This window comes from Chitinophaga cymbidii (assembly GCF_007992715.1).
GTDB lineage: Bacteria > Bacteroidota > Bacteroidia > Chitinophagales > Chitinophagaceae > Chitinophaga > Chitinophaga cymbidii.
The window spans coordinates 317,650-343,084 of sequence record NZ_BKAU01000004.1; the positions used below are offsets into that span (position 1 = coordinate 317,650).

Here is a 25,435-nt window from a genome sequence, read left to right on the forward strand (position 1 = left end):
CACACGCCTTCCGTGTGCAGAAAGGCAGCACCACGAACTACGGTGCTGCCTTTCTTTTTTGAATTTTTACCGCGCTCTTTTGATGTTTTTTAGTAGCTTTAATAGTACACCAATAATTCCACGCTGTTGCCGGAGCATATATTATATGATGAGGACAGGGAACTGCTGAACCGCCTTGTAAAAGGAAATGAGGAAGCCTTTACCATCCTGTACGACCGATACTACAGGCGGGTAGCGCTCTTTGTGCAGCAACTGGTGAAACTGCCCGCGCTTGCGGAAGACATCTCCCAGGAAACCTTTATCCGCATCTGGGAAGCCCGCGAACAGTTAGCCAAAGTACAATCCTTCAAAAGTTACCTTTTTGTGGCCGCCCGCAATCATGCGTTGAACTGCCTGAAGCGCGGCGCTTCGGAAGAAGCCCTCAAAGGCGAGATCATCCGCCATTTCCAGCAGTTCCGCAACAACACGGAAGAAGAAATGCTGACGCAGGCGTATCTGCAGCATATAGAACGGGTGCTGAACGCCCTTCCCCTGCAAACGAGAAGAATATTCCGCCTCTGCCGCGAGCAGGAGCACAGCTACGAGGAAGTAGCTGCGCGGCTGGGCATCTCGAAGAATGCCGTTAAAAAACACATGATACGCTCCATAAAATCCCTGAAATCAGCCGCAGAAAAGGATCTCGGTATTTCCTTCGGCCTGGCCCTCATACTTGTTTCCCGCCTGTAAAATTTTTTTCCTCCCAGGGGTACCCTTCATCGCTATTTTTTTGTCTTCCTACTGAGCACATATTGCATCCACGTACAATGAAAGACAAAGAATTCTATCAACTGCTGGTGAAGCGGTATATGGAAAACAAGGCTACCGACAAGGAGCTGGAAGCCTTTTTTCACTACCTCGGGCAAGGTGTGCTGGACGAGCATATCGCTGCGTATATGGATGCGGGTTCAACGGCGGAACAAATACATAACACCGGAGCAACACATGATGCGGATGATACGTCGCACGGGCGTAAGCTGCGGCGCACGGCCTCCCTGCCGGCTGCAAAACCGGCACGAAAAATATGGCTGGCCGCCGCCGCTTTACTGGCCGCCCTTCTCCTCGCCGGTGGAGGCATCTATCTTTTCCGCAACAACAGCACACCGCTACCACAGGGAACCCTGGCTGCCGCCCCGCAACAGGAGATCGCTCCCGGCACGGACAACGCTGTGCTAACCCTCGCGGACGGCTCCACCATCACGCTGGACAGCACCAGCGCCGGTTCACTCTCCATACAAGGCAATACGAACGTTATACAACAGGCCGGCGGCAAACTCGCTTACCGCCTGCAGGGAGCCGCATCTTCACAGATCGTTCAATACAATACGCTTACCACGCCAAGAGGCGGAAAATACCAGCTCACCCTGCCGGACGGCACTACCGTGCTGCTCAACGCCGCGTCCTCGCTGCGTTTCCCGGTAGCCTTCCCCGGCAAAACACGCGAAGTAGTGCTCAATGGCGAAGCATATTTTGAAGTAGCGGAGAACGCCGCGCAGCCTTTCCGCGTAAGATTGCAGGAACCCGGCGAAGTCATAGAAGTGCTGGGCACCAGCTTTAACGTAATGGCCTACCGGGACGAGCCCCCGGTTAAAACAACGCTGGTGACCGGCAAGGTGAAAGTCACCAGCAACGGCAAAGCAGCTTTGCTGGCTCCGGGTGAACAGGCCGTAATGGCGGCGGATATCAAAGTACAGAAAGCCAGCATCGAAGAAGCGCTGGCCTGGAAGAATAACGAGTTCTATTTCTCCAATACCAATATCTACAGCGTCATGCGGCAGATATCAAGGTGGTACGATGTGGACGTGAAATTTGAAGATTCCCTGCAGGTTTACCTCAACGGGAACATCCGCAAGAACGTAAATGCATCACAGGTGTTTAAAATGCTGGAACTGACAGGAGAGGTGCGTTTTTCAACAAATGGAAAGGAAGTGACAGTCAGCGCCCGGCGCTGATCAACATATTCTTTAATCATTAAAAACTGACCACGTATGAAACCAAAAAGATCATAGCCTTCCGCCATGCATGAAAAAGCCGGGGACATCGGAAGTGTCTCCGGCCATTCAGGTGCTTCATTAAAATTCGGCAGAATCATCATTCCACACCTAAACTTTTTAAAAGTATGCAAATTTATGCACGCTGCAAAGACTTATGCATAAAGAGTCCTTACGTTTCCAAAATCTTACGGCGTATGCGATTAACAGGCTTCCTGATGCTGGCTTTTCTCATGGAGACAAGCGCAGAAGGGTTTTCGCAGGAAAAGATCACGCTATCAAAAAAGGACGCCGCCATTCAGCAGGTGTTCCGTGATATCCGCAGGCAGACCGGGTATGATTTCCTGTACAGTAACAAGGTGCTGGCCAATGCCAGACCGGTATCCGTTTCGGTGCGCAATGCGAGCCTCGACGAAGCGATGCGCCTCGTCCTCAAAGGGCAGCCGCTGACCTACAACATTGTAGACAAAACGGTGGTCATCAAACTGTATGAGCAGCAGCCTCCCGCGCCGAAGGCGGACACCGTTCAGCCGGTGCGCGTAAACGGGCAGGTGAAAGACGATAAAGGCGTACCGTTGCCGGGCGTTACGGTGCACGTAAAAGGAACCTCCGCCGGCACACTCACCGACCCCGACGGCAAATTCAGCATCAACGTGGAGAACACGGACGCCGTGCTGGAATTTACTTATCTCGGGTTTACGAAGGAAGAACGCGCCGTGGGCGAAAACACTACGTTCGACATCGTGCTGCGGCCCTCACAGGAAGGGCTGAACGAAGTGGTGGTAGTGGGATACGGCACGGTGCTGAAAAAAGACCTGACCGGCTCGCTGACGCAGGTGAAATCGAAGGAGATCAACGCAACGCCCGCTGCCAACGTGTTGCAGGCGTTGAGCGGCCGCGCCACCGGCGTACAGGTGATGCAGAACAACGGCTCGCCCGGTGGTCCCGTCAGCGTCCGCATCAGGGGCGCCAATTCCGTGCTGGGCGGCAACGAACCGCTGTATGTTGTGGACGGCTTCCCGGTTTCCGGCACCAATCCCACCATGCTCAACAACATGGACATCGAATCGATCGACATCCTCAAAGATGCCTCCGCCACAGCGATCTACGGCTCCCGCGGCGCGAACGGCGTGGTGCTGATCACCACCAAAAAAGGAAAGGCCGGCCGCACGAAAGTGGATTTTGAAACCAGCTACAGCACACAACGCCTCCGCAAGAAACTGGACCTGATGAATGCGAAGGAATACGCCCAGTTTTACAACGAGCAGGCCCGTAACGACAACCAGCAACCCTTCTTCACCCAAGAACAGATTGATGGTTTCGGGGAAGGATTCGACTGGCAGGACCTGGTATTCAAAACCGCACCGATGAAGCTCACCAGCCTGAACGTGAACGGCGGCAACGACAAAACGCAGTTCTCCCTTTCAGGAAGCGTGTTCGCGCAGGACGGTATTGTGGAAGGAAGCGACTACGACCGCTATTCCCTCCGCGCCAACGTCAACCACGAGATCAGCAAGAAGTTCACGGTCACTTTTTCCGGCACCTTTTCCCGCCTGAAAACAGACCGTAAGGACAGTCGCGGTGGAAGCAGGGGCAATTCCATGATCGCCGCCGCCATTTCCGCGCCGCCCACGCTGACGCCTTACAATGATAACGGCTCCTACCGTGTGCTGGCCCGCGCATATCCATTTGTTGCCACCGACCTCATCAACCCGCTTAATTTTATCAATGAACAGAACTCAACCACCAAAGCCAATGTGGTGCTGGCGAATGCCGCAATCATTTACCGCCCCTGGCCGGATGTGACCGTCAAGATATCCGGTGGCATCGAGAACAGGGACGACCGCACCGATTCTTATACCAGCACGAAATTTGTGAACTCCAAAGGCTCCGCGAGTGTGAGCGCCAGCCAGTTCACCAGCTTCCTGAACGAGAATACCATCAGCTACAACAAATCCCTCGGGAAACATAACATCGCCGCGGTGGCAGGCTTTACCTACCAGGATTTTCAGACCACGTTCATCAGCGGCAGCGGTGTAGGCTTCCTGAGCAATACGCCCGGCTCCAATGACCTCGGCTCCGCGGATGCGCCTGGGATTCCAGGCACAGGCTACGCCAAATCCGCCCTCGTATCGCTTCTGGGCCGTGTAAACTATAGCTACGATAACAAATACCTCGCGACCATCAGCTTCCGCCAGGACGGCTCCTCCCGCTACAGCGAAGGCAACAAATGGGGCGGTTTCCCCTCCGCCGCGATCGCATGGCGGTTGTCTGAAGAAGATTTCATCAAAGACCTTGGCTTCTTCTCCGACCTGAAGCTGCGCGCCAGCTGGGGATACACCGGCAGCCAGGCCATCAGTCCATATGCAACGCTCAACCAGCTCAGCTCCGGCAAAACCGTATTCGACGATGCACTGGCCACCACCTATGCACCCAGTACCACGTTGCCCGGCAACCTGAAATGGGAAGTGACCGAGCAAAGGGATGTAGGACTGGATATCGGTTTGCTGAGGGACAGACTGGTGATCACCGCGGACTATTACGTGAAAAATACGCGCGACCTCCTCAACAGGGTGATCCTCCCTTCCTCCATGGGCTTCACCCGCACCCTGCGCAATGTGGGTGAAGTGAAGAACCAGGGCTTCGAGCTGGGCATCAACGCCGCGATCTTCGATGGTGATTTCAAATGGGACCTCAACACCAATTTCTCCATCAACCGCAATAAAGTGGTGAAGCTCTATGGTGGCGACGATATCTTCGGCGGTACCGTTACCGCGGTGATCGTGAACGATAACAGCAACATCCTGCGGGAAGGCCGGCCGATAGGCCAGTTTTGGGGATACCTGGAAGAAGGGTATGATGAGAACGGCCGCATCCGCTTTACAGACCTCGATAAAGACGGCTCCGTTACCGCGCGTGACAAGACCTATATCGGCGATCCCAATCCCGACTTCATCTACGGCATCAACTCGAACATGTCTTACAAGAACTTCGGGTTGAGCATATTCATCCAGGGCTCACAGGGCAATGATATTTTCAACATGAGCGCGATCGGCAATACGATCGACTACGGCTTCGGGCTGAACATGCCGCGCGAAGTCTTTGAAAACCACTGGACGCCCGAGAACCCGAACGCCAAATACCCGCGTATCAGCTACAACAATACGGTGAGGGTTTCCAACCGTTTCGTGGAAGACGGGTCTTACATGCGCCTGAAGAACATAGAGCTGAACTATGCCGTACCGGTAAAGCAGGCGGGCCTCAACTGGCTGCAGAACCTGCAGGTATACGCCAGCGGGCAGAACCTGCTGACGTTCACGAAGTACTCCTGGTGGGACCCGGAAGTGAATTCACAGGGCGGTGAAAACTCCACCGCACAGGGATATGACTATTACAGCTATCCCACTGCGCGTTCGTTCACCTTCGGCATCAGGGCCGGCTTCTAATTATTTGACCGAAAAAATTGTGACATGAAGCATGTACATAAAACCTGGCTGCTGCTGACGATCATCGCACCGTTGCTGCTGGCCTCCTGCAAAAAAGCACTCGAAGAAAATCCGCCGTCACTGGCAGTGGAAACATTCTATAATACACCCGCGGAAGTGGAAGCAGCCGTCAATGCTATTTATTCCCCGCTCCGCTACAATACCATGCCGAACTATTACGCCACGCTCGAATGCCAGTCCGACTTCACCTACGGCCGCGGCAGCTGGGCGCAGATGAGCGAATTCCAGGGACTGAATGATGTAAACATCACCCGCGTAGGCGGTTTCTGGAACGACTTCTACCTGAGCATCCGCAACGCCAACCTGGTGATCGCGAATGCGCCCAACGGCAACGCCATCAGCGAAGCGGAGATCGCGCGCTACGTGGCGGAAGCAAAGTTCCTGCGGGCATTCAACTACTTCCACCTGGTGCGCAACTGGGGCGGCGTGCTGCTCCGCACGGAAAACAACATCAACGAAGTAGACCTGCCGAGAAGCAGCGAAGCGGACATTTACGCGCTCATCCTCGCGGACCTGGCTGATGCGGAAGTGAACCTGCCGGATGTTGCCCCGCAAGCCGGCCGTCCATCGAAATGGACTGCCAAGACCTTGCTGGCGGATGTTTACCTTGAGCTGGACCGGTTTGAGGAAGCGCGGGATAAGGCCAATGAAGTGATCGTATCGAACAAATACGAATTGATACCGGTAGACAGCACGGAGGATTATCAGAAGATATACGGGCCGGAAGTGATCACGTCGAAGGAAGAAATATTTTACATCAAATACATGCGGCAGGACGGCCAGGGTAACTACATACTCTGGATCACCAACCACCCGGATACCAAACTGTTCCCTGCCGGCGGCGCGTACGCCGTGTACGGCGACCGCACAAATTCCCTGTACAGCAACTGGGACGATGCGGATTTCCGCAAAGGGATGTGGGACCTCATCAACATCGGTCTGGGCGCCAATTCACTGGTGTGCAACAAGTACCAGGACAAGCTGGCGGTGAGCCAGCGCGGTGCGGGCACTGATCTGCCCGTATACCGTTATTCCGAATTGCTGTTGATGTATGCCGAAGCCGCCAGTCATGAGAACGGCGGGCCTACGGCGGAAGCGATGGAAGCCCTCAACAAAGTGCACCGCCGCGCTTACGGCTACGACCCGAAAACAGTATCGCCCGTTGATTTTGACATTGCGGATTACACTACGCACGACGCTTTCCTCGCCCTCGTTATGCAAGAACGCGGCTACGAATTGCAGTTCGAAGGCAAACGCTGGCTGGAACTGAAACGCACGGGCAAGGCCGCGGCGATCATCAGCGCCGTGAAAGGCAAGACCATCACGGAAAAGAACTGGCTCTGGCCCATCCCGCTTTCGGAAATGAACTACAACCAGGCGCTTGATCCTTCCACCGACCAGAACCCGGGATACTGAGTGTCACGAGCAGAGAGTAATCTCAAGGTTGCAATACCCGGGTTTACTTACTAACACAAACAAAAAGAGCATGGAACAAAAGAAACAACAGGACCGCCGTACATTCATCCGCTCCACCGTACTGGCAGCGGTTACCATACCCGCCTTATTTTCCGGCGGCACGCAGGCCGCTGATTTCATATCCGACGTAACCGGTCCCACGGAGCATTCCGACGTGGTGGTATACGGCGCTACGCCCGCGGGCATCGCGGCGGCCGTGGCCGCGGGCCGCGAGGGAAAACGGGTGGTGCTCGTGGAACCCTTGCTGCTGGCGGGAGGCATGATGAGCGGGGGGCTTAGCTTCAGCGATTCCAACCAGATGGCGAGGGAAACGCTGCGCGGCATCTTCGAGGAATTTCACCTGCGCGTGGAAAAACATTATACGGACAAGGGCGTTAAGCTGCCTTACGAAGTAAGCGTGAAAGACAACCGCCCCTGGACCTACGAACCGCATGTTGCGGAAAATATCTTCCACCAGTTGCTGGAAGAAGCCGGCGTGAAAGTGGTGCTGGGCGAAACGTTGCACCGCGCCCGGAAGAAGCGTGGCCTGCTGCAATCATTCCGCACCGTTTCCGGCAAAACGTTCTCCGGTAAAATGTTCATCGACGCAAGCTATGAAGGCGATCTCATGGCCGCCGCGGGCGTAGGGTACAGGGTGGGGCGCGAAAGCAGGAGCGAGTTCAACGAGCCGCTGGCAGGCGCCATCTATCCGAAAAAGCCGGTGACGATGGATGCGTATGATCCACAGCGTAAACCGCTGCCATACATTTCTTCTACAACAAGACCGCAGGAAGGAGCGGGGGACAAGCTGATCATGACCTACAGCTTCCGCTTCTGCTTCTCGAAAGATCCGGCCAATAGGGTCCCTTTCACACAACCCGCCAACTACGATCCGGCGGCTTACGAACTGGTACGCCGCTTTCTGAAGGCATACCCTGACACGCCGCGCCTGATCGACCTGTATCCCTTGCCCGGCAACAAGCTGGACGGCAACAACGGCATCGGCCTGCAACTGTCCATCGGCCTGGTGGGCCTGAACGCCGCTTACCCGGACGGCTCCGCACGGGAAAGGCAGGCTATCTGGAACGCACATACGGAGTATTGCAAGGGACTGTTCTGGTTCCTCACCACCGATCCCGCCGTGCCGGAAAAGATCCGGCAGCAGATGCAGGAGATCGGTTACGCAAAAGACGAGTTCCCGAAATTTGATCATTTCCCCCCCGTGCTCTACGTGCGCGAAGCGCGGAGAATGGAAGGCGCGTATTTCCTCACGGAAAAAGACATCCTGCATGATGTGGAAAAACCGGATTCCATCGGCATCGGGTCATTCCCAGTAGATTCCCATGACTGCCAGCGCATCGCCACGGACGACGGGTTTATCAATGAAGGAACTATCTTCCCGAAACATCTCAAATCCAGGAAGATCGGACAGCCTTACCAGATGCCTTACCGCGCTATCACGCCGAAGGCGGATGAATGCGGCAACCTGCTGGTGCCGGTTTGTTTGTCATCTTCCCACGTGGCGTTTTCTTCTGTGCGGGTGGAGCCGGCGTGGATCGTACTGGGGCAAAGCGCCGGTATTGCCGCGGCATTGGCGATAGAGGAAGGGAAGAAGGTGCAGGAGGTGGATTACACGAAGCTGGCGGAGCGGTTGAAGAAGAGCGGGCAGGTGCTGGAATTGCCGGAGATCGCATAACGGAAACAGGGGTTGATCGAAGCGGTCGCCCCTGTTTTTTTACCGCTTGCTCTTCATGGCTTTCAGTTGCTTCAGGCTACCGTCATGCGCATATTGCTCATATTCCGGCGAGCCCAGCGCATATATCGCCACTTTGCCATCGGCATCAAAATGAAAGCCCCATCCATAGCGCTTCGCCAGCGCCGACGAACGTAAACAGGCTTGTCCCTTTGAAAAGAACTGCTCGCGGGCCTGCGCGAGGTTTTGCCGTGTGGGATTATTTTTCATGACGTATCCTTCGAATATGACATCATCGGAAGTATAGCGGTAGGGGTGCGCCTGCAACATATCAAATTGGCGGTTGGCAATTGTTTCGCCGGAGGCTTTCTTTGGTGGTATCTCCGCTTCGGTAACGGGACAGTCGTCCGCCACGCTGATAAATGTATTATAGTAGTTGGTGGTATGCATCGTTCCGCAAATTAACGGCTTTTATCCTTGCGGTCGCCCATCGGCAGATAATATAACCAGAAAAAACCGATCAGGAAAAGCACGAGCGAGGCGATGAACGCGGGCAGGGCAATGTCTTTATGCTTGCCGAGCGCGTTATTCAGGCCGGTATACAGCAGCCATATCTGTATGCTGATGTTGAGGATCAGGATCACGATCAATGCGGACATCAGCGTGTTGCGCTTGTTGGGATGCGCTTTGTTCTGGGCGTCTTTGAAATTGCTCATAGCGATATATTCACGCGGTTACATAAACATCTTCTCCTTTCAGCACTACTTGTAATGCGGGCAACGGCCGTGGCGGCGGGCCGGCCAGCACTTCGCCTGTCGTGGCGTCGAAGAATCCCTCATGGCAGGGGCACACGATCTGCCCGCTGCCGGGCTTGTAGTACACGGCACAGGAAAGATGGGTGCATTTCTGTTCATACGCCCGCCAGTCGCCATTCTCCAAACGTATAAGAATATAGGGGATGGAGCTTCCTTCCAGCACAAAGGAGCGGGTGCCGCCTACGGGCACGCTGTCCGCCTTGCAAACGAAATGTTCTCCTTTGATCTCTTCCGGCGGAAAAAAATGCGCTTTGGCCGCTACATAGGCGCTGCCTACGGCGAGGCCACCGGAAACAAGGCACAGGAACCGCGCGAAGTCCCGGCGGCTGACCTGTGTGGAAGCGGTCCGTTCTATCGGGAAATCCTGTTTCCAGTTCGGGTCTTTTGCTGTTTGATCAGACATATCTTTCAGATTAATGAACTTTCAGATGAGTGCTGCCTTTCGGCATCATGATATTTACCTTGGTGGTCACCGTTTGCTGGCCGAAGATGAAAGTATTCACAGGCGTGCTGTTCGGCCGCATCCGGCTGATCTCTTCCCTTGTGCCGTAGAACAGCGCCTGGCTGGGGCAGACGGTGGCGCACATGGGCTTTTTGCCGGCGCTGGTCCGGTCGTAGCACATGTTGCATTTCATCATCATATCGTATTTCTCTTCCTTGATGGGCACGCCGAAGGGGCAGGCCATCACACAGTTGGAGCAGCCGATGCACCGGGCGGTATTGGCGCTGTGCACCACCCCGAAATCGTCTTTGGAGATCGCATCCGCGGGGCAGACGCGGGCGCACACGGGATCGTCGCAATGCATGCAGACCTGCACGGTGGTCTGAATGGACACGGCGCGTTCCACATAGTTGACATGTATCATGCTTTGATGGCCGTTCGTTTCGCATTCGGCGCATGCCATTTCGCAGGCTTTGCAGCCGATGCAGCGCTGCATGTCTACGAAGAATTCCATGTCTGTTTTATATGCGGTCACTTCCATAACAATGAATTAAAGGGTGATCAGATACTGTCAAATGCATGTGCTTCGCCGGGGGCGGATATTTTACCGAGCGGTTCCAGCTTGCAGGCGCAGACCTTGAATTCCGGGATCTTCGATACCGGGTCGAGCGTGCCGGGCGTGAGCTGGTTGGCGGATTTTTTGCCGGGCCAGTGGTAGGGGATGAACACGGTATCCTTGCGGATGGTTTCCACGATGTTCGCGGGAAATTCGCCGGAGCCTCTGCGGGTGGTGACCCTTACCAGCTCCCTTTGCCGGATGCCGTACTGCGCGGCCAGCACGGGGTGTATCTCCACGAGGGGCTCCGGGATCAGCCCTACCAGCTTGCCGATGCGGCGGGTCTGGGTGCCGCTCAGGTACTGCGATACCACGCGGCCGGTAGTCAGCACAACGGGATATTCGTCATCCGTTACTTCGCCGGGATCGCGGTATTTGACCGGGTTGAAATGCGCTTTGCCGTCAGGCGTGGCGAATTTCCGGTCTTCCCACAACCGGGGCGTTCCGGGATGATCTTCGGAAGGGCAGGGCCAGAATACGCCCATGTTATCCTCTATCTTTTTATAAGTGATGCCGTAATAATCCGCCGTACCTCCTTTGGACGCTACGCGCAGCTCGTTGAAAATCGCTTCTGTATCGGCATACCTGAATTTGTCGCCCGCGCCGAGCCTTTCCGCCAGTTCCAGGATAATATCTGTATCAGGACGGGCGTTACCGGGAGGGGTAACGGCCCTGCGTATACGAACAACGCGGCCTTCTGCCGTGGTCACCGTGCCATCTTCTTCTTCATGTAATGAACCGGCCAGCACAACGTCCGCATGCCGCGCGGTTTCGTTCAGGAAGAAGTCTATGCACACGTAGAATTCCAGCTTTTCGAGCGCTTCGCGTACGTAATTGTTATTCGGTAAGGATACGAGGGGATTGAAGCAGATGGACAGCAATCCCTTTACTTCTCCGCGGTGAATGGCTTCTATCAGCTCGTAGGCGGTAAGCCCCTTGCCGGGCAGTTCCGGTTCGGGAATGCCCCATACGTCCGCAATGTATTGCCGGTGTGCGGGATTGGTGATGTCGCGGTTGCCGGGCAGCTGATCACATTTATGCCCGTGCTCGCGGCCACCCTGACCGTTACCCTGGCCGGTGATGGTGCCGTAGCCGCAATAGGGTTTGCCGATGCGGCCGGTGGCCAGCACGAGGTTGATGCAGCCCAGCACATTTTCCACGCCTTTGGAGTGATGTTCTATGCCGCGCGCATGCAGCAGGAAACTTGTTTTTGCTTTTCCCCACAGTTCGGCGGCCTGTTGTATCTTTTCTTTTTCGATGCCTGTTACGGATTCGGCCCATTCGAGCGTGTAGTCCTTCACGGCGTCGAGCGTTTCCTGGAAGTTGGTGGTGTGATTATTGATGAAATCATGGTCCAGCATGTCGTGGTCCGCGAGATATTTCAGCATGGCGCCGTAGAGTGCGGAGTCTGTACCGGGTTTTACCGGCAGGTGAATGTCTGCCGTGCGCGCCAGCGGGATCACGCGGGGATCTATCACAATAAGCCGGGCGCCGTTGTCACGCGCGCGCCAGATCCAGTGCGTGAGCGTGGGGAAGGTTTCGCTGACGTTGGCGCCGGCAACGATGATCACTTCCGCATGTTCCAGGTCTTCGTAGTTATTGGAGGTGCGGTCCAGCCCGAACGCCTTTTTATTGCCCGCGCCGGCGCTGACCATGCAAAGCCTTCCGTTATAATCAAGATTGGCGGTTTTAAGCGCTACACGGGCGAATTTGCCCATGAGGTAACTCTTTTCATTGGTCAGCGATACGCCGGACAACACCGAGAAGGCGTCATTGCCGTATGTTTGCTGGATGCGGCGGATCTCGGACACTGTGCGGTCCATGGCGTGTTCCCAGGACACGGGCTTGAAACCCACGCCCTCCGCGCGTTCCAGCGGGCCCAGCAGCCGGTCGGGGTGATTGTCCTGCAAGTAGCGCTGCACGCCTTTGGGGCACAGCCGGCCCTGGTTGAACGGAAATTCCATCCACGGCTCAAAGCCTACTACTTTATTATTCTTTACGAGCAATTGAATGCCGCATTGCATGCCGCAGAAGCAACAATGCGTTTTCACGCTTTTGTCCGGCTCGTCCCTGCCGGGATAACCTTCCTGCGGTGCATAGTTGAGATGCGGCCCAAATTCATGAATGATCTTTTCCGGAGATGCGGGTAGTCTTGCCATTGGATAGTTATTTACCGGGATTAGCCAAAAAGGTTGCCGCCTTCCTGCCGTGCCTGCAAATGTGCTTTTGCCAGCAGGGAGCGTTTTCCTTCGGGACTGAAATCGAGATGCGAGCTGCCGTTTTCCAGCGTGAAATCGAAGCCAAGCTGCTGCGTAACGGTCTTCAGATCGTCCACATGCAATTGCGTGGCAAATGCCTGGCCAGTATGCGGACAAACGGCCATGCCTCTTTTCATGCCTTCTTTTTTATAGATATGCGCGCCGATCTGTGCCGGGCGCTGGATGATGTGAAAGAATTTTCCGAACGGTATCCACACCAGGAAGAGGATCACCGAAATAGCATGCGTAACGGCCATGAAATCGTAGGCCATTCCTTTCATAAAGGCATAGCTGTAATTCAGGCCGAGGCCGGTAACGGAAATGATGATCAGCAGGATCAGCGGCAGCAGGTCGCCTTCAAAAGTCTGTGTGGCGATCAGTCCCGCGTTGGTCATCCTCCGTACCATAAAAAAAACAGCACCGGCGATCACCAGCCAGGAGCACCATGTCAGCGCATGAAAGATGAGGAATGCCATCACGGAGCCCAGCTTGAAGCTCATCACCTGGAACCCGAAAAAGTTGGCGTAATAGAGGCGCGTGGTGCCGGGATCAAGCGCGGTAGCGGGGTCCAGCGTAAAGTTGATCCAGCCGAGCGTCAGCGGAATGGTGATGGCGAAGGCGGCCATGCAGCCGGTAGCCAGCAGGAAGTGCGCGATCCACCTTTTCTTTCCGCGGGGATAGATAAAGCGCTGGAACAGGAGGTTCTTTACGGAATCCGCGGCGAGGTAGTACAGGTGTACGAAAAAGCTTCCTGAAAAAACGAATTGCCAGGTGCGCCGGAAATACATCCAGGTGGGCGGGCGCTGCAGCCATACGCAATAGCGGTAAATGCCGCCGAACAGCGCGAACAGGGTGCCGAATAAATAGGCGATGAGCGCCGGGTCAAAATTCTGGAGCTTCCGCGACCCGTAAAACGAGATGACCACACATGCCAGGGTAACAACCAATGCAACCAGTAAAGCCTTTTTGTTTAAAGAGGTATGCATGTTACGTTTTTTTCTTCCTTATCGAAAATAGTTCTATCAACAGACCGATAAACACAATGACCCAGGTGGTTAAAGCTAATATAACAAATAAAGCCGAAATGGGTTTAAGGAAAGTGAATTCCGTTACGGCGGCATACGTGAACGTACACACGCCGTACATGCCGAGCGGAAAAACCATGGACCAGTACTGCGGATCATATTGCAACGGCACTCTTGCAATGAAATGCCGGTAAGCGAACATGAGGAACAGCAGCGGTATCCACCAGCTGGCAAAAGCCCAGAAGAACATCGTGAACGGCTGAATGAATCCCGCCCATCCCTGCAAGGTTTCATGCGCCCGCGCATACATCACCAGCCGCGAGCCCGCCAGCGAAATAATGGCCACGGCGCCCATGTTGATCCAGTACGGCGGCGTAATGGTCTTGGCTTCCATGCTGAAGAAAAGCCACCGGTAAAGGATCAGCCCGATCAGCACAAAGTAGAACATGCCGCCTGTCATGTACATGCACAGGGAAATGAAAGCGATGAGCCAGTGCACGGTGGAGCTGTTCGCGATAATGGCGCCCAGCACGGCCACCGATTCCGTAGCCACCACGATCAGCAGCCAGGCGCCGCTGATGCTCTGGTCCAGCGAAGGTTTCGGCTCCTTCAGGATATTCACAAGGAAAAACGTATAGAGCAGCAAGGCCCACAATACCAGCCCGGCTATCCAGATCCCCTGCGCAATGTCCATTCTGCCGGTGATCACGGCTACCTGGCTGCCCAGTACGTTGTTTCCGGCTACTAAGGTAAGGAATGTAACACCACGCGCGGAATGATGCAGATCATTCCAGACAATGACAGGAAACCGGACGATGCGGAGGATCAAGATGATCCAGAGCATTGCGTAGAAGAAAATATTTACATAGAGGAACAGCCGCGCCAGCCATTCATATTCCCAGAGGAACAGTCCCATAGATACGATGCCCGTAGCCATGACCAGCGCAAAGTAGCCAGGGAAGAAGTTTTCAAGGGATGTGTATCTGACCGGTTGCCCCGGATGGGCAAGTGCTTCCTGATGAGGCATGGATGAGATATTTAAATTAAAAATACGCAATCTGTTTTGCCTAAAAGCTGCCCGTGGTCATCCGCATTAGTATTTTTTTCGTTGCATCGGGATAAATAGTGATCAGATGCGTGCGAACGGAATCGGGAATGGGACTTTCCTGCCCGTTCGTCAGCAAGGTGATGGAGCCGGAGGGGAGGGCGGGCATGTGGCAGTCGATACAGTTCTGCTGAAGTGTAGAAGCGGGGAGGGTTTTCAGCTTGCAGAAATGCCCGCTGTCCGCCTGGTGGCAGCTCATGCAGCGGCGGGAGAATACCTGCATGTTGTTTCGCTCGGTGGTATGCGGATCATGACAGGTGGAGCAGTTCATTTGCTTGCTTTGCGTAAAACATTTGCTGGCGGTCAGGAGCTGGTATTGATTGCCGTGAACGTCCAGCTGCGAGGGTTTTGAAGGAAAGGCGACGGTAGGCAGCAGGAAATCGGCCAGCACATCGCCGGGCTTGAAGAGGAAAGCGGAGCGCAGCATGGGTTTCAGGCCGGAATGGCAAAGCGCGCACATATCCAGCTGTTGCTGGTTGGCAAGCGTATTGATCTTTGTGATGAAGCGGGCGGCCTTTTCTGCGGGATGCTCCGTATGATAGTTGACGTGCTCCGCGGCGGGGCCGTGGCAGCGCTGGCAATCGATACCGAAGATGGCTTCCTTTTTTTCAAATTCTTCCGTGCGCTGCACGCCGGTGATCTTCTCCGTGGATGCTACCATGGAGCTGTGACAGCCGAAGCAGGTGCTGGGGATCACCCGGCTGAAGTTGGGGTGCGATGCGGGAAAGCCGGGACTGTTCGCCCATTTTTGCACCGGTACGAAGTATGAAATGGGCAGCTGGAAATATTGTTTGTCCTGCCAGTAAAGGTATGTCTGCGCTTTTCTGCCGGAGCCGATGGTGATGTCGAAGGGGTATTGCTGTTGGGGTTTCCCGTCCACATAAGCCGTCTGAAAAAGAAGGCTGTCCTTCCGCTCCATGATCACATCCGTAGCATTCGCAAAATGAAAAACGTTATGCGGAGGGTCGAAGCTGCCTTTGACGGTGGAAGGGGAGGCGGGAGCGGAGGTATGGTAATGCGCCGTTGTGATGTAGGATTCGTAAATATCCTTATGGCAGCTCATACAGGTGGATGCAGCTGCGAACTGTTCGCCTCTTGCGTCCCTGCCGGCGGGTTTCTTGCCGGCGCAACGGGAGAGCATGGCAACGGCAATAACAAGAATGGATACAAACAGCTGACGTTTATTCATAACAGTGGAATAGTAAATAAATATACGGGTATTTTCTGCAGTTTCAGGTTTTCGGAAAAGCTGATAAAAATTAGTACATTCGGCAGGAAATTTCTCAGAGAACAGTTGACTTACTATACAGAAATATCTTTTGGCAAAAGGCTGCGAATCATCTTCCTGCTGGTGTTGAGCCTGTTCTCTACTGCATCCCCCATTTTACCTGACCGTATTGAGCCGGGGAACCGGCAGCTGCTGAAGTCGCTTGTTTACGAAAATGATAACCATGAAGTAGGCAAGACCGGTTTTGAGCTGACCGCTGCCCGGAAATACAGCAATAAGGCCCGGCAACAGGGCCCGGGAGCTTTTGTTCTTCAAACAACATCGTTTGGTAAGCCGGCAGCGCGTTTTGAGTGGCTCAGACCGGTATATTACATCTTTCTTCACCGGCTGACACCATTCTGACGGCTTCTTTTTTTAATGTAGATGCTTGCCCCGCCTGTAAAGTGCGGGTTATTCTTAATTTAAAAACGGAAGACCGTGAAATGTCCGAATTGTAATGAAACGCTCCTGATGACGCACAGGAATAATATAGAGATCGATTATTGTCCTTCCTGCCGGGGCGTCTGGCTGGATAAAGGTGAACTTGACAAACTGCTGGAATACGATGCCCGCGCTGGTAACGACCGTGAAAGAAACGACCGGAGAGATGACCGTGGAAAGTATGACGACTACCACAAGCACCAGCACCCCAGAAAAAAGAAAGGTTTCCTCGGTGATTTTTTTGATTTCGATTAAACGCAACATATTTAAACTGTAAAAACAAACCGATGGAATTCATCATTCCCGATTTCGCGGACCCGGCGGTCTGGATAAGCCTGCTCACACTATGCTTTCTTGAAATAGTGCTGGGCATAGATAACATCATTTTTATTTCGATCGTTGCGGGTAAGCTGCCTGAGAAGCAGCAGCGCCGCGCGCGGAATATCGGCCTGAGCCTGGCGATGATATTCAGGGTAGCTTTGCTGCTCTGCATCAACTGGATCATCGGGTTGAAAGACCCTGTCGTCAATTTCAAATGGTTGAACGGGATGGTGATCCCTTTAAGCTGGAAGGATATCATCCTGCTGGCGGGGGGCCTGTTCCTGATCGTTAAAAGTACGCTGGAGATACACCACAAGCTGCAGGAAGGAGGGGAGGAAACACAAAAGACCACCCGCAAGCCCCACAGCCTTGGCGCCGTGCTTTTCCAGATCGTGCTGGTGGACGCGGTTTTCTCTTTCGATTCGATCCTCACCGCGGTGGGCCTGGTAGATGAGGTGCTGATCATGATCATTGCAGTGGTCGTTTCCATTGCGATCATGATGTTGTTTGCCGGTCCTGTTACGAGGATCATCAACAAACAACCCACGCTGCAAATGCTGGCGCTGACATTCTTGGTCGTGATCGGCGTAGTACTGATCGCCAGCGGCTTTCACCAGGAGGTCAGCAAGAGTATCATCTACTCCTGCCTTGGCTTCTCGCTGGTAGTGGAGCTGCTGAACATCCGGCTGCGGGGGAGACGTGCGAAGAATATCGAACTGAACAATTCAGAGATGTAAATGAAGGAGGGCAGGCGTTTTGGAGCCTGCCCTTTTTTATCTGTTCGCATTCTTCAAACTATCTTTTACTCTCTTCTTCTCTGCTTTCTCCTGGTTCCTGAAATACCGCCTGAATAAGAAATTGCTCCTCAATGCCTCCATATTCACATCCAGCTTTTGCGTGGTGCTTTCAAGATTGGAAAGGGTTGCTTTCAGGTCTTCGGCGGCTTCGGGATCGTTGAGGAGCACGCCGGCGGCGGACTCACTGCCACCAAGCTTTTCATTGACGCTGGTAGTGATCTCTTTCAGATTACCTACCATATCATTCGCCTTTTGTGAGGCTGCTTCGAGTTCTACCGTAGTGCTGCGCAATTTACTGAAAACAATGGTGTCGCTGATAAGGTCGTTGGACAGCGAGCCTTTGGTTTGAAGTTTTTTAGCGTAGTCCGCCAGTCCTTCCGTCAGCAGCTGCGTGTTAGCCATCGTTTTCCGCAGGGTAACCATGGTCTGGTCCAGTTCAATGAACACGGAGGAATCATTGATCAGTCTGCCGAGCGTGCCCTGGCCGTTCATGATGTTCCGGGAAATATTTTTCAGATTACCGGTGATCTCTACGAGATTTTTGTTGTTCACCTGCAGGGTGTTCATCAGTTCATCGCTGCTGATGGTAGTGGCTACGGCGAGCTGGTCGCCGTTCTCGATCGGCTGTGCCTGCGAGGAGCCGCCGGTGAGCGCAATGATCTTGTTGCCTACCAGCCCGTCTGTGCTCACTTTCGCAACAACATCCTTGCGGATGAACTGCCGGGAGCTTTTTTCGATGTCCATCAACACTTCTATCCGGTTATGATCTACGAAGCTGATCTTGCGGATGGTGCCGACCTTTACGCCGGAGAACCAGATGTTATCGCCTTTAGCCAGGCCGCCCACATCGTGGAAAAGGGCTTTCACCTGAACGGACTGGATGAATGATTTTCGTTGTCCGCCCAACACCAGTATGGCCGTGGCAAAGATGATCAGGCCCACAAAAATGAATATGCCCACAACAACACCCCGTTTTGTACTTGTACCTTTCATAGCTTATTGTATAAAGTTATAATCATAGAACTCCCTGATCAGCTCGTCGTCCGATTCAAATACCTCGTCGAAGTTTCCTTTTTTGATGAACTGTCCGTCTTTCAGCACAGCGATTTTATCACCGGTGGCTTTTGCACAGGTGAGGTCGTGCGTAATGATAATAGAGCTGGTCTTGAACCTTTTCTGCACTTCGTTGATCAGGTTGTTGATCTCGATGCAGGTGATCGGGTCGAGGCCGGCGGTGGGCTCGTCGTACAGCATGATCTCCGGGCGGAGGATCAGCGTACGGGCGATACCGATACGTTTGCGCTGCCCGCCGGAAAGTTCCGCGGGCATCTGGTCGATCGTCTGGGACAATCCCACGGCGTCCAGCACGATCTCTATTCTTTTTTCACGCTGTTCGCGCTTCATGCCCGGTTCGTTGCGCGTGAGCGGGAATGCAAGGTTCTCGCCGACGGTCATGCTGTCGTACAGCGCGCCATGCTGAAAGCAGAACCCCACTTTGAGCCGCAGCTCCCGTAATTCTGCGCTTTTCAGCTGCGATACTTCCTGCCCGAGTACATTCACCGTGCCCGCATCCTGCTTCAGCAGCCCGGCAATGATCTTTATCAGCACGGACTTGCCGGTGCCGGAACGCCCGAGCACCACAATGTTCTCGCCTTTATAAAGATCCAGGTCAACGCCCTGCAGCACCCTGTTCTCTCCGAAGGACTTGTACAGGCCGCGGATGGAGATCACTTTCTCGTTCCAGTCGATATCAGGTGTAAACGGCTTCATGTCAGCGTATCATATTTACCAGTTGAACAATGATGATCTCTTCAATAAATATCAGGAACATGGAAACAACCACGGAAACGTTGGCGGCTTTCCCCACACCCTGGGTACCCTGTGTGGCATTATATCCCAGGTAGCAGGACACGGTGCCGATGGTAAACCCGAAAATAATGGCCTTGCACAGCGAGGCCCCGAAGTCCAGGAACGAAATATTCGAGAACGCGCTCTGCAGGAAGGCCGCCAGCGTGGTTTGTTCATTCAGGTGCACGTCCAGGTAAGACCCCGCCATCCCTATCAGCGCCGTATAGGCCATCAGGATAGGCAGGCAGATGGTGCAGGCCAGGATGCGCGTTACCACGAGATATTTAAAAGGGTTGATGGCCGATACCTCCATCGCATCGATCTGCTCCGTAACCTTCATGGAGGCAAGCTCCGCGCCAATGCTGGAACCTACCTTCCCCGCGCAGATCAGGGCCGTTACCAGCGGCGCCAGCGCGCGTATCACTGCAATGGCAATCAGCGAGGGCAGCCAGGAAGTGGCGCCGAATTCAGCAAGGGAGGGGCGCGACTGCTTCGTGAATACAAGTCCGGTTATAAAACCCGTTAAGCTAATGAGCGCCAACGATTTATATCCCACCATGTAACACTGGCGAACAAGCTCCTTCACCTCAAACGGCGGAAGCATCACTTCCCGGAAGAAATTGCCGATAAACTTGAAGATATTGTAAACCCCGGTAAAGAAAGCATCCAGGCTTTTGGAAATGACGGGCTTGTCAGGCTGTTCTGTTTGCTCCATTGGCCAGTTTTACAGGTAAATAAATATTATTAATATTACTTTACAATTTAAAGTGTCGATTTGTTGTACTGCTGTTGCGAATATATGATCAAACAGCATTCCATATATTTTCTCCATTTATTATTTTCATGCTATGCTTACACGTAGAGACTTCCTCGAAATGGCCCTGAAAGGCATCGTGGTCATCGGCGCCGGCAATACGCTGCAATCTTTTTCCCCTGCGGGATTCCGGTTACCCGACAGAAAAAAGGTGCTGCTCCGTTTTGCCCTTGCGTCAGACGGGCATTACGGGCAACCGAAAACCACTTATTACGAGAACCATAAGAAAATGGTGAACTGGCTGAACAAGGAAGGCAGGCGCCGGGGGCTGGATTTTTCCGTGATCAACGGGGATGTATTTCACAACGATCCGAAATTCCTGCCGGAAGTGAAGAAGACCTGGGACCAGCTGAAGATGAAATATTATGTGTCCCACGGTAATCATGATATGATCCCGGAAAAGGATTGGGAGCAGACCTGGGGGATTCCCTGGCATCACGCCTTTGAGCAGGGAGATGCGGCGTTCCTGATCCTCAACACGGCGGACGTAACGGGGAAATATATTTGTCCGGATATGGACTGGACGAAGGAGCAGCTACAACGCTTCAGCGCAAAAAAACACCTGTTCGTGTTCATGCACATCACGCCGGTAAAGTGGACGGAGCACGGTATCGATTGCCCGGAGCTGGTGGAGATGTTCACAAAGCAATCCAACCTGCGGGCGGTTTTCCACGGGCATGATCATATTGAGGACGGCATGAAGGAAAAAAACGGCAAGCATTATTTCTTTGACGCGCATATCGGCGGCAGCTGGGGCACGCCGTATACGGGATACCGTATTGTGGAGCTGCTGGAAAGCGGGGAGGTGTTGAGCTACCAGGTGAACCCCGCCCAGGATATGCCGGTCAACAGCACCACGGTGCCAGATAAAATGTAGAATTATCACTACAAAAAAATTGCGGTAACCGGGTTATCTTGGCAACGTCAATTATATCTCTCACATATCCTATGAAAATCCTTTCCTTACTCGCATTTTTGCTGGGCCTGCTGCTCGTGTCCCTCTCTTATTTTTCCGCAACCCATAACTGGATCTGGAACGAAGTGTTCGTGATCCTCGGTTTTATCGGTTATACCCTGATCATCAGCGCGATCGCTTATTTCCTGTTATGCCTGCTGGACAAACGGTTCGACGAGCTGTCGAAATGAAAGACATCGTACTTTAGCATTAAAACCGGCTTTTCCGGCAAAATCATCCCAAAGTATGAAGGGAAAAAGCGCGAAATCTTTCAATTTTGACGGGAACCTATAAATCGGACAAATATGAAAAAAAATGTGCTTGTATTTGGATTGATCTCCGGATTGATCCTGACCGCGCTGATGATCACCTCCACCGTAATGTGTTACAGGAAGGAGAATTTTGAAGGCAACATGGTGCTGGGGTATGCGGCCATGCTCCTTGCCTTTGCATTCATCTTCGTGGGCGTGAAAAATTACCGGGACAAATTCAACAACGGCCTGATCTCCTTCGGGAAGGCGTTCAAAATTGGTCTTTACATTTCGCTGATCGCGTCCAGCATGTATGTATTGGTGTGGCTGGTGGAATATTATGTGTTTATCCCGGATTTTATGGATAAATATATCCCGCATGTGATGAAGGCCGCGAGGGAAGGCGGGGCTACGGCCGCCGAGCTGGAAAAGAAGGCTACGCAGATGGCGGAGTTTAAGGAAATGTATAAGAATCCCGTTTTTGTGGTGCTGATCAGTTACCTGGAAGTACTGCCGATCGGGATTGCCGTTTCGCTGATCTGCGCGTGGATATTAAGGAGGAAGCCGAAAATGGTGGCGGGTTGATGATAGCCGGGTAATGAAATTACCGAAAGCTGGCCGGGGAAGGCCGGCTTTTTTTGTGAAGATGCGTGACGGGCAGGTATTTTTTCTAACTTAATGACCGGAAAACAGACGATTCCGCACAGTTTATAATGGCCAATAATTTTTTGTCAAAATACAAGCTTGTTTTTCTCTACGGCGGCGCACTGGCGTTGCTGCTGTTCCTGTTAAGATGGCTGGAACTGCATTTTGTGATCATGGACCATGCCCTTGAGCTGTACATCGGCGCCATCGCGGTGATCTTCACGGCGCTGGGCATCTGGCTGGCGCTGAAGCTCGCCCGGCCGAAGGTGAAAACCGTGGTGCTGGAAAAGACGGTGTATGTGAACGGGGAATTTGTGCGCAATGACACCGCACTGGCCGAGCTGAATTTAAGCAAACGGGAATTTGAGGTGCTGGAGCTGATGGCGGAGGGGCTTAGCAACCAGGAGATCGCGGCCCGCCTGTTCCTGTCGCTGCCCACTATTAAAACGCATGCCGCGCGGCTATTCGGTAAAATGGACGTGAAACGCCGCACGCAGGCCATCGAAAAGGCAAAACGATTGCAGATCATCCCATAACAGTTTACGATACGAGTTTGAGCGCCTTCAGCAGGCGGATCACCAGCAGGGACCCGGCGCTGCACAGCACAATGACCCCCCAGTTCCGCCATTCCATTTGTTCCAGCCGCAGCGCCTCCGCCACCGGCGGGATGGTCAGCGTGAGCAGGGTAATGGCGATGCTCAGCAGCACGGCGCCCCAGACGTACACGTTCCGGAACACGGGACCGCTGAAGAATTTTTCTTTGGCGGCCGTCATGCTGAAGGCATGTAAAAGCTGGGAGAAGATGAGCGTGAAGAACAAGGCATTGTTCGCATGTCCTTCGGTGGTAAAAGCCGCCGCTACCGCGCTGCCGCCGATCACCGCCGCGTATACCCAGATGGATATCCACTTTCTTTTATCGAGGATCGGCTGGCGGGGATCTTTCGGTTTCTTTTGCATCACGGTTTCGTCGCCTTTTGTGAAGCCCAGCGCCATGGCGGGTAATACGTCCGTAATAAGATTGATGAACAGTATCTGCAGGGCTACCAGCTGGAAAGGAAGGTTCAGCAAAGCGATCACGCCGATCACCAGCAGCTCGCTCACGTTGCAGGACAGCAGGAAAATGATGAACCGGCGGATGTTCTCGAATATGATACGGCCTTGTTTGATGGCCTGTACAATGGAGGCGAAGGAGTCGTCTTTCAGCACCATGTCCGCCACTTCCTGCGATACCTGTGTGCCGCGGATGCCCATCGCAATGCCGATGTCCGCTTTCTTCAGCGCGGGCGCATCGTTCACGCCGTCCCCCGTCATTGCAACGATATGATGTTGCTGCTGCAGGGCATCCACCAGGTCCAGCTTCTGCTTTGGGCTGACCCTTGCGAATACGGTGGATTGCAGCCACTGGTCCCGCTGCGCGTCCATATCCTTTCCATTGATCACCTGATCTTTTTCATCGCTGCTGATGCCCAATTGTTTGGCGATGTTGGCGGCGGTGGCCGGATGGTCGCCGGTAAGCATCATGATGCCGATGCCCGCGGTATGGCATTCATGGATCACCTGCTGCACGTCCGGGCGCGGCGGGTCCATGAAGCCCGCAATGCCGAGGAACACCAGGTCGTGCATGAAATCCTTTTCGGCGTTGTCCGTTTCCTTCATGGCGAAGGCGAGCGGCTTTAAGCCGGATGCCGCGAGCTGATCGGTTTTTTTCAGCCATTCTTTTTTATCCGCATCGCTGAAAGGCTCTGTCTGTCCGTTCCGGAAGATGTGGGTGCAATAGTCCACCAGGTTTTCTGTGGCGCCTTTGGCGGATATGAAAATCTCTTTTTCCTGTTGATGAATGGTACCCATCACTTTGGTGTCCGAGTTAAAAGGCGCTTCGCCTTTTTTCTGCCAGGACGCTTGCAGCTGCTGCACGTCCGCCCCGGATCTTTCCGCGAATTGCAGGAGGCTGACTTCCAGCGGGTCGCCGGTTTCTTCTGCGAGGGAGGCGTTGTTGCACAGCACCGCTACGCGCTGCAGGTATGGCAGGCTTTTGCTATCGTTCTGTTTTTCGCGGAAGTCGATTTTCCCTTCATCCAATACAGCCGCGGTCACTTCCATTTTATTTTCCGTGAGCGTGCCTGTTTTATCCGTACAGATCATCGTGGCTGCGCCGAGCGTTTCCACGGCGGACAGCTTCTTTACGATCACCTGGTGTTTCGCCATCTGTATCATGCCTCTCGCCAGCGCAAGCGTGGCCACAATAGGCAGACCTTCGGGGATCGCGGCTACGGCCAGCGCAATGGAGGTTTGCAGCATGTCCATGAAAGGCACTTTGTTGAGCAGTCCCGCTCCGAAGATGAGCAGCACGATCACCACCGTGATGCCGATCAGCCGCTTGCTGAAATCTTCCAGTTTCTTTTCCAGCGGCGTAGCCGTTTTCTTCGCGCCCGCCACCATCGACGCAATATCCCCCAGTTCCGTTTTCATGCCGGTGGCGGTGACCAGCACGTGCGCATTGCCTTTACGGATGAAGGTGCCTTTGTAGACCATATTGGTGCGCTCGGCCAGGGGCGTATCCGCTTCGAGGGCGTCCGTTTCTTTTTCCACCGGTACGGATTCCCCCGTCAATGCGGATTCGTCCGCCTGCAGTTCGGTAGCGTCCGCAATACGCCCGTCCGCCGCCACGAGGTCGCCGGCTTCAAGGAACAGGATGTCACCGGGCACGATGTTCTCCACCGGCACTTCCTTCAGGCTGCCGTTCCGCAGTACTTTGGCGGACAACCGGGTCATTTTTTCCAGCGCTTTCATCGACCGTTCCGCCTGCAATTCCATCACAAAGCCGATAACCGCATTGAGCAATATCACAATGCCGATAGCGATGGCATCCGGCCATTCCCGGAAGAAGACGGACATAGCGGCGGCTACCAGCAAGAGATACACAACGGGACTTTTGAACTGATGCAGCAAGATCATCCAGGGTGAGATCCTTTTATGGCTTTCGATCGTGTTCTGGCCATATTCTTCAAGGCGCTGCGCCACCGCTTCGTCCGTCAGTCCTTTTTGCACATCGGATTGGAGCTTTGCGGTGAGTTCTTCCTGCTGTAGCTGGTGGGGAGGAGCTTCCTGGGTTTGCATGCGGGTGTTCATTGGTCCGCAAAGTAACTGCAATATT

Annotated in this window: 24 protein-coding genes; 12 read left to right on the forward strand and 12 right to left on the reverse strand. The window is 53.8% G+C overall.

Annotated elements, in window-relative coordinates:
* Positions 1–126: 126 nt before the first annotated feature.
* The 5 genes from CCY01nite_RS17535 to CCY01nite_RS17555 all read left to right on the forward strand — a co-directional run bounded on the left by CCY01nite_RS17535 (position 127) and on the right by CCY01nite_RS17555 (position 8,684).
* On the forward strand, positions 127–726 hold the full coding sequence (locus CCY01nite_RS17535) for an RNA polymerase sigma-70 factor (RefSeq protein ID WP_186831123.1): 600 nt from the start codon (positions 127–129) through the stop codon (positions 724–726).
* Positions 727–803: 77 nt separating this feature from the next.
* A complete protein-coding gene (locus CCY01nite_RS17540) occupies positions 804–1,988 on the forward strand; it encodes a FecR family protein (protein ID WP_146864544.1) in 1,185 nt (394 codons plus the stop codon).
* Between the two features lie 236 nt (positions 1,989–2,224).
* Positions 2,225–5,473 (forward strand): TonB-dependent receptor, encoded by a 3,249-nt coding sequence (locus tag CCY01nite_RS17545; RefSeq protein WP_146864546.1) that lies wholly within the window; start codon positions 2,225–2,227, stop codon positions 5,471–5,473.
* Positions 5,474–5,497: 24 nt separating this feature from the next.
* Complete coding sequence (locus CCY01nite_RS17550; protein ID WP_146864547.1) at positions 5,498–6,949, forward strand: RagB/SusD family nutrient uptake outer membrane protein; 1,452 nt, start codon at positions 5,498–5,500, stop codon at positions 6,947–6,949.
* Positions 6,950–7,019: 70 nt separating this feature from the next.
* Positions 7,020–8,684, forward strand: coding sequence for an FAD-dependent oxidoreductase (locus tag CCY01nite_RS17555; protein WP_146864549.1), 1,665 nt, complete (start codon positions 7,020–7,022; stop codon positions 8,682–8,684).
* 39 nt (positions 8,685–8,723) lie between these two features.
* Here the strand turns inward: CCY01nite_RS17555 and CCY01nite_RS17560 are convergent, their stop codons facing one another.
* The 8 genes from CCY01nite_RS17560 to CCY01nite_RS17595 are packed head-to-tail and all read right to left on the reverse strand — an operon-like array spanning position 8,724 to position 16,131.
* Entirely contained in the window at positions 8,724–9,131 is a 408-nt protein-coding gene (locus CCY01nite_RS17560) for a DUF6157 family protein (RefSeq protein WP_146864551.1), read from the reverse strand.
* An 11-nt stretch (positions 9,132–9,142) separates the two neighbouring features.
* Complete coding sequence (locus tag CCY01nite_RS17565) at positions 9,143–9,397, reverse strand: DUF6755 family protein (protein ID WP_146864553.1); 255 nt, start codon at positions 9,395–9,397, stop codon at positions 9,143–9,145.
* Positions 9,398–9,407: 10 nt separating this feature from the next.
* Positions 9,408–9,899, reverse strand: a complete 492-nt coding sequence (locus CCY01nite_RS17570) for a Rieske (2Fe-2S) protein (protein WP_146864555.1) — start codon at positions 9,897–9,899, stop codon at positions 9,408–9,410.
* Between the two features lie 10 nt (positions 9,900–9,909).
* Positions 9,910–10,479: a 4Fe-4S dicluster domain-containing protein gene (locus CCY01nite_RS17575; protein WP_146864557.1), complete on the reverse strand. Its 570-nt coding sequence runs from the start codon at positions 10,477–10,479 to the stop codon at positions 9,910–9,912.
* A 20-nt stretch (positions 10,480–10,499) separates the two neighbouring features.
* Complete coding sequence (locus CCY01nite_RS17580) at positions 10,500–12,713, reverse strand: molybdopterin oxidoreductase family protein (RefSeq protein WP_146864559.1); 2,214 nt, start codon at positions 12,711–12,713, stop codon at positions 10,500–10,502.
* Positions 12,714–12,733: 20 nt separating this feature from the next.
* Positions 12,734–13,798, reverse strand: a complete 1,065-nt coding sequence (locus tag CCY01nite_RS17585) for an MFS transporter (RefSeq protein ID WP_146864561.1) — start codon at positions 13,796–13,798, stop codon at positions 12,734–12,736.
* Position 13,799: 1 nt separating this feature from the next.
* Positions 13,800–14,864 (reverse strand): tellurite resistance/C4-dicarboxylate transporter family protein, encoded by a 1,065-nt coding sequence (locus CCY01nite_RS17590; RefSeq protein ID WP_146864563.1) that lies wholly within the window; start codon positions 14,862–14,864, stop codon positions 13,800–13,802.
* 40 nt (positions 14,865–14,904) lie between these two features.
* The gene (locus CCY01nite_RS17595; protein WP_146864565.1) at positions 14,905–16,131 is read right to left on the reverse strand and encodes a multiheme c-type cytochrome; all 1,227 of its coding nucleotides are present in this window, start codon (positions 16,129–16,131) and stop codon (positions 14,905–14,907) included.
* Between the two features lie 105 nt (positions 16,132–16,236).
* Between CCY01nite_RS17595 and CCY01nite_RS17600 the strand changes: the two genes are divergently transcribed.
* From CCY01nite_RS17600 to CCY01nite_RS17610, 3 genes are all read left to right on the forward strand, one after another.
* Positions 16,237–16,572 (forward strand): hypothetical protein, encoded by a 336-nt coding sequence (locus CCY01nite_RS17600; protein WP_146864567.1) that lies wholly within the window; start codon positions 16,237–16,239, stop codon positions 16,570–16,572.
* 75 nt (positions 16,573–16,647) lie between these two features.
* Positions 16,648–16,905: a TFIIB-type zinc ribbon-containing protein gene (locus CCY01nite_RS17605; RefSeq protein ID WP_146864569.1), complete on the forward strand. Its 258-nt coding sequence runs from the start codon at positions 16,648–16,650 to the stop codon at positions 16,903–16,905.
* A gap of 32 nt (positions 16,906–16,937) precedes the next feature.
* Positions 16,938–17,708, forward strand: a complete 771-nt coding sequence (locus CCY01nite_RS17610) for a TerC family protein (RefSeq protein WP_146864571.1) — start codon at positions 16,938–16,940, stop codon at positions 17,706–17,708.
* Positions 17,709–17,744: 36 nt separating this feature from the next.
* On the opposite strand, the gene CCY01nite_RS17615 is transcribed toward CCY01nite_RS17610, so the two are convergent.
* The 3 genes from CCY01nite_RS17615 to CCY01nite_RS17625 are packed head-to-tail and all read right to left on the reverse strand — an operon-like array spanning position 17,745 to position 20,331.
* Complete coding sequence (locus CCY01nite_RS17615; RefSeq protein ID WP_146864573.1) at positions 17,745–18,761, reverse strand: MlaD family protein; 1,017 nt, start codon at positions 18,759–18,761, stop codon at positions 17,745–17,747.
* Between the two features lie 3 nt (positions 18,762–18,764).
* The gene (locus tag CCY01nite_RS17620) at positions 18,765–19,538 is read right to left on the reverse strand and encodes an ABC transporter ATP-binding protein (RefSeq protein WP_146864575.1); all 774 of its coding nucleotides are present in this window, start codon (positions 19,536–19,538) and stop codon (positions 18,765–18,767) included.
* A 1-nt stretch (position 19,539) separates the two neighbouring features.
* Entirely contained in the window at positions 19,540–20,331 is a 792-nt protein-coding gene (locus CCY01nite_RS17625; protein ID WP_146864577.1) for an MlaE family ABC transporter permease, read from the reverse strand.
* A 133-nt stretch (positions 20,332–20,464) separates the two neighbouring features.
* Between CCY01nite_RS17625 and CCY01nite_RS17630 the strand changes: the two genes are divergently transcribed.
* From CCY01nite_RS17630 to CCY01nite_RS17645, 4 genes are all read left to right on the forward strand, one after another.
* Positions 20,465–21,307 (forward strand): metallophosphoesterase family protein, encoded by an 843-nt coding sequence (locus CCY01nite_RS17630; protein ID WP_146864579.1) that lies wholly within the window; start codon positions 20,465–20,467, stop codon positions 21,305–21,307.
* Positions 21,308–21,378: 71 nt separating this feature from the next.
* Positions 21,379–21,576 carry a hypothetical protein gene (locus CCY01nite_RS17635; protein WP_146864581.1) on the forward strand — a complete coding sequence of 66 codons (198 nt, stop codon included), beginning with the start codon at positions 21,379–21,381 and terminating at the stop codon, positions 21,574–21,576.
* Positions 21,577–21,690: 114 nt separating this feature from the next.
* Positions 21,691–22,221, forward strand: a complete 531-nt coding sequence (locus CCY01nite_RS17640) for a DUF4199 domain-containing protein (RefSeq protein WP_146864583.1) — start codon at positions 21,691–21,693, stop codon at positions 22,219–22,221.
* 143 nt (positions 22,222–22,364) lie between these two features.
* Positions 22,365–22,817, forward strand: coding sequence for a response regulator transcription factor (locus CCY01nite_RS17645; protein WP_222614432.1), 453 nt, complete (start codon positions 22,365–22,367; stop codon positions 22,815–22,817).
* 4 nt (positions 22,818–22,821) lie between these two features.
* On the opposite strand, the gene CCY01nite_RS17650 is transcribed toward CCY01nite_RS17645, so the two are convergent.
* The gene (locus CCY01nite_RS17650; RefSeq protein ID WP_146864587.1) at positions 22,822–25,410 is read right to left on the reverse strand and encodes a cation-translocating P-type ATPase; all 2,589 of its coding nucleotides are present in this window, start codon (positions 25,408–25,410) and stop codon (positions 22,822–22,824) included.
* Positions 25,411–25,435: the final 25 nt, after the last annotated feature.

What these genes read in the sequence shown, in the direction of transcription:
- CCY01nite_RS17540 (WP_146864544.1), top strand. Translation starts at nt 804, where the DNA reads ATGAAAGACAAAGAATTCTATCAACTGCTGGTGAAGCGGTATATGGAA.
- CCY01nite_RS17545 (WP_146864546.1), top strand. Translation starts at nt 2,225, where the DNA reads ATGCGATTAACAGGCTTCCTGATGCTGGCTTTTCTCATGGAGACAAGC.
- CCY01nite_RS17550 (WP_146864547.1), top strand. Translation starts at nt 5,498, where the DNA reads ATGAAGCATGTACATAAAACCTGGCTGCTGCTGACGATCATCGCACCG.
- CCY01nite_RS17555 (WP_146864549.1), top strand. Translation starts at nt 7,020, where the DNA reads ATGGAACAAAAGAAACAACAGGACCGCCGTACATTCATCCGCTCCACC.
- CCY01nite_RS17560 (WP_146864551.1), bottom strand. Translation starts at nt 9,131, where the DNA reads ATGCATACCACCAACTACTATAATACATTTATCAGCGTGGCGGACGAC.
- CCY01nite_RS17565 (WP_146864553.1), bottom strand. Translation starts at nt 9,397, where the DNA reads ATGAGCAATTTCAAAGACGCCCAGAACAAAGCGCATCCCAACAAGCGC.
- CCY01nite_RS17570 (WP_146864555.1), bottom strand. Translation starts at nt 9,899, where the DNA reads ATGTCTGATCAAACAGCAAAAGACCCGAACTGGAAACAGGATTTCCCG.
- CCY01nite_RS17575 (WP_146864557.1), bottom strand. Translation starts at nt 10,479, where the DNA reads ATGGAAGTGACCGCATATAAAACAGACATGGAATTCTTCGTAGACATG.
- CCY01nite_RS17580 (WP_146864559.1), bottom strand. Translation starts at nt 12,713, where the DNA reads ATGGCAAGACTACCCGCATCTCCGGAAAAGATCATTCATGAATTTGGG.
- CCY01nite_RS17585 (WP_146864561.1), bottom strand. Translation starts at nt 13,798, where the DNA reads ATGCATACCTCTTTAAACAAAAAGGCTTTACTGGTTGCATTGGTTGTT.
- CCY01nite_RS17590 (WP_146864563.1), bottom strand. Translation starts at nt 14,864, where the DNA reads ATGCCTCATCAGGAAGCACTTGCCCATCCGGGGCAACCGGTCAGATAC.
- CCY01nite_RS17595 (WP_146864565.1), bottom strand. Translation starts at nt 16,131, where the DNA reads ATGAATAAACGTCAGCTGTTTGTATCCATTCTTGTTATTGCCGTTGCC.
- CCY01nite_RS17610 (WP_146864571.1), top strand. Translation starts at nt 16,938, where the DNA reads ATGGAATTCATCATTCCCGATTTCGCGGACCCGGCGGTCTGGATAAGC.
- CCY01nite_RS17615 (WP_146864573.1), bottom strand. Translation starts at nt 18,761, where the DNA reads ATGAAAGGTACAAGTACAAAACGGGGTGTTGTTGTGGGCATATTCATT.
- CCY01nite_RS17620 (WP_146864575.1), bottom strand. Translation starts at nt 19,538, where the DNA reads ATGAAGCCGTTTACACCTGATATCGACTGGAACGAGAAAGTGATCTCC.
- CCY01nite_RS17625 (WP_146864577.1), bottom strand. Translation starts at nt 20,331, where the DNA reads ATGGAGCAAACAGAACAGCCTGACAAGCCCGTCATTTCCAAAAGCCTG.
- CCY01nite_RS17630 (WP_146864579.1), top strand. Translation starts at nt 20,465, where the DNA reads ATGCTTACACGTAGAGACTTCCTCGAAATGGCCCTGAAAGGCATCGTG.
- CCY01nite_RS17635 (WP_146864581.1), top strand. Translation starts at nt 21,379, where the DNA reads ATGAAAATCCTTTCCTTACTCGCATTTTTGCTGGGCCTGCTGCTCGTG.
- CCY01nite_RS17640 (WP_146864583.1), top strand. Translation starts at nt 21,691, where the DNA reads ATGAAAAAAAATGTGCTTGTATTTGGATTGATCTCCGGATTGATCCTG.
- CCY01nite_RS17650 (WP_146864587.1), bottom strand. Translation starts at nt 25,410, where the DNA reads ATGAACACCCGCATGCAAACCCAGGAAGCTCCTCCCCACCAGCTACAG.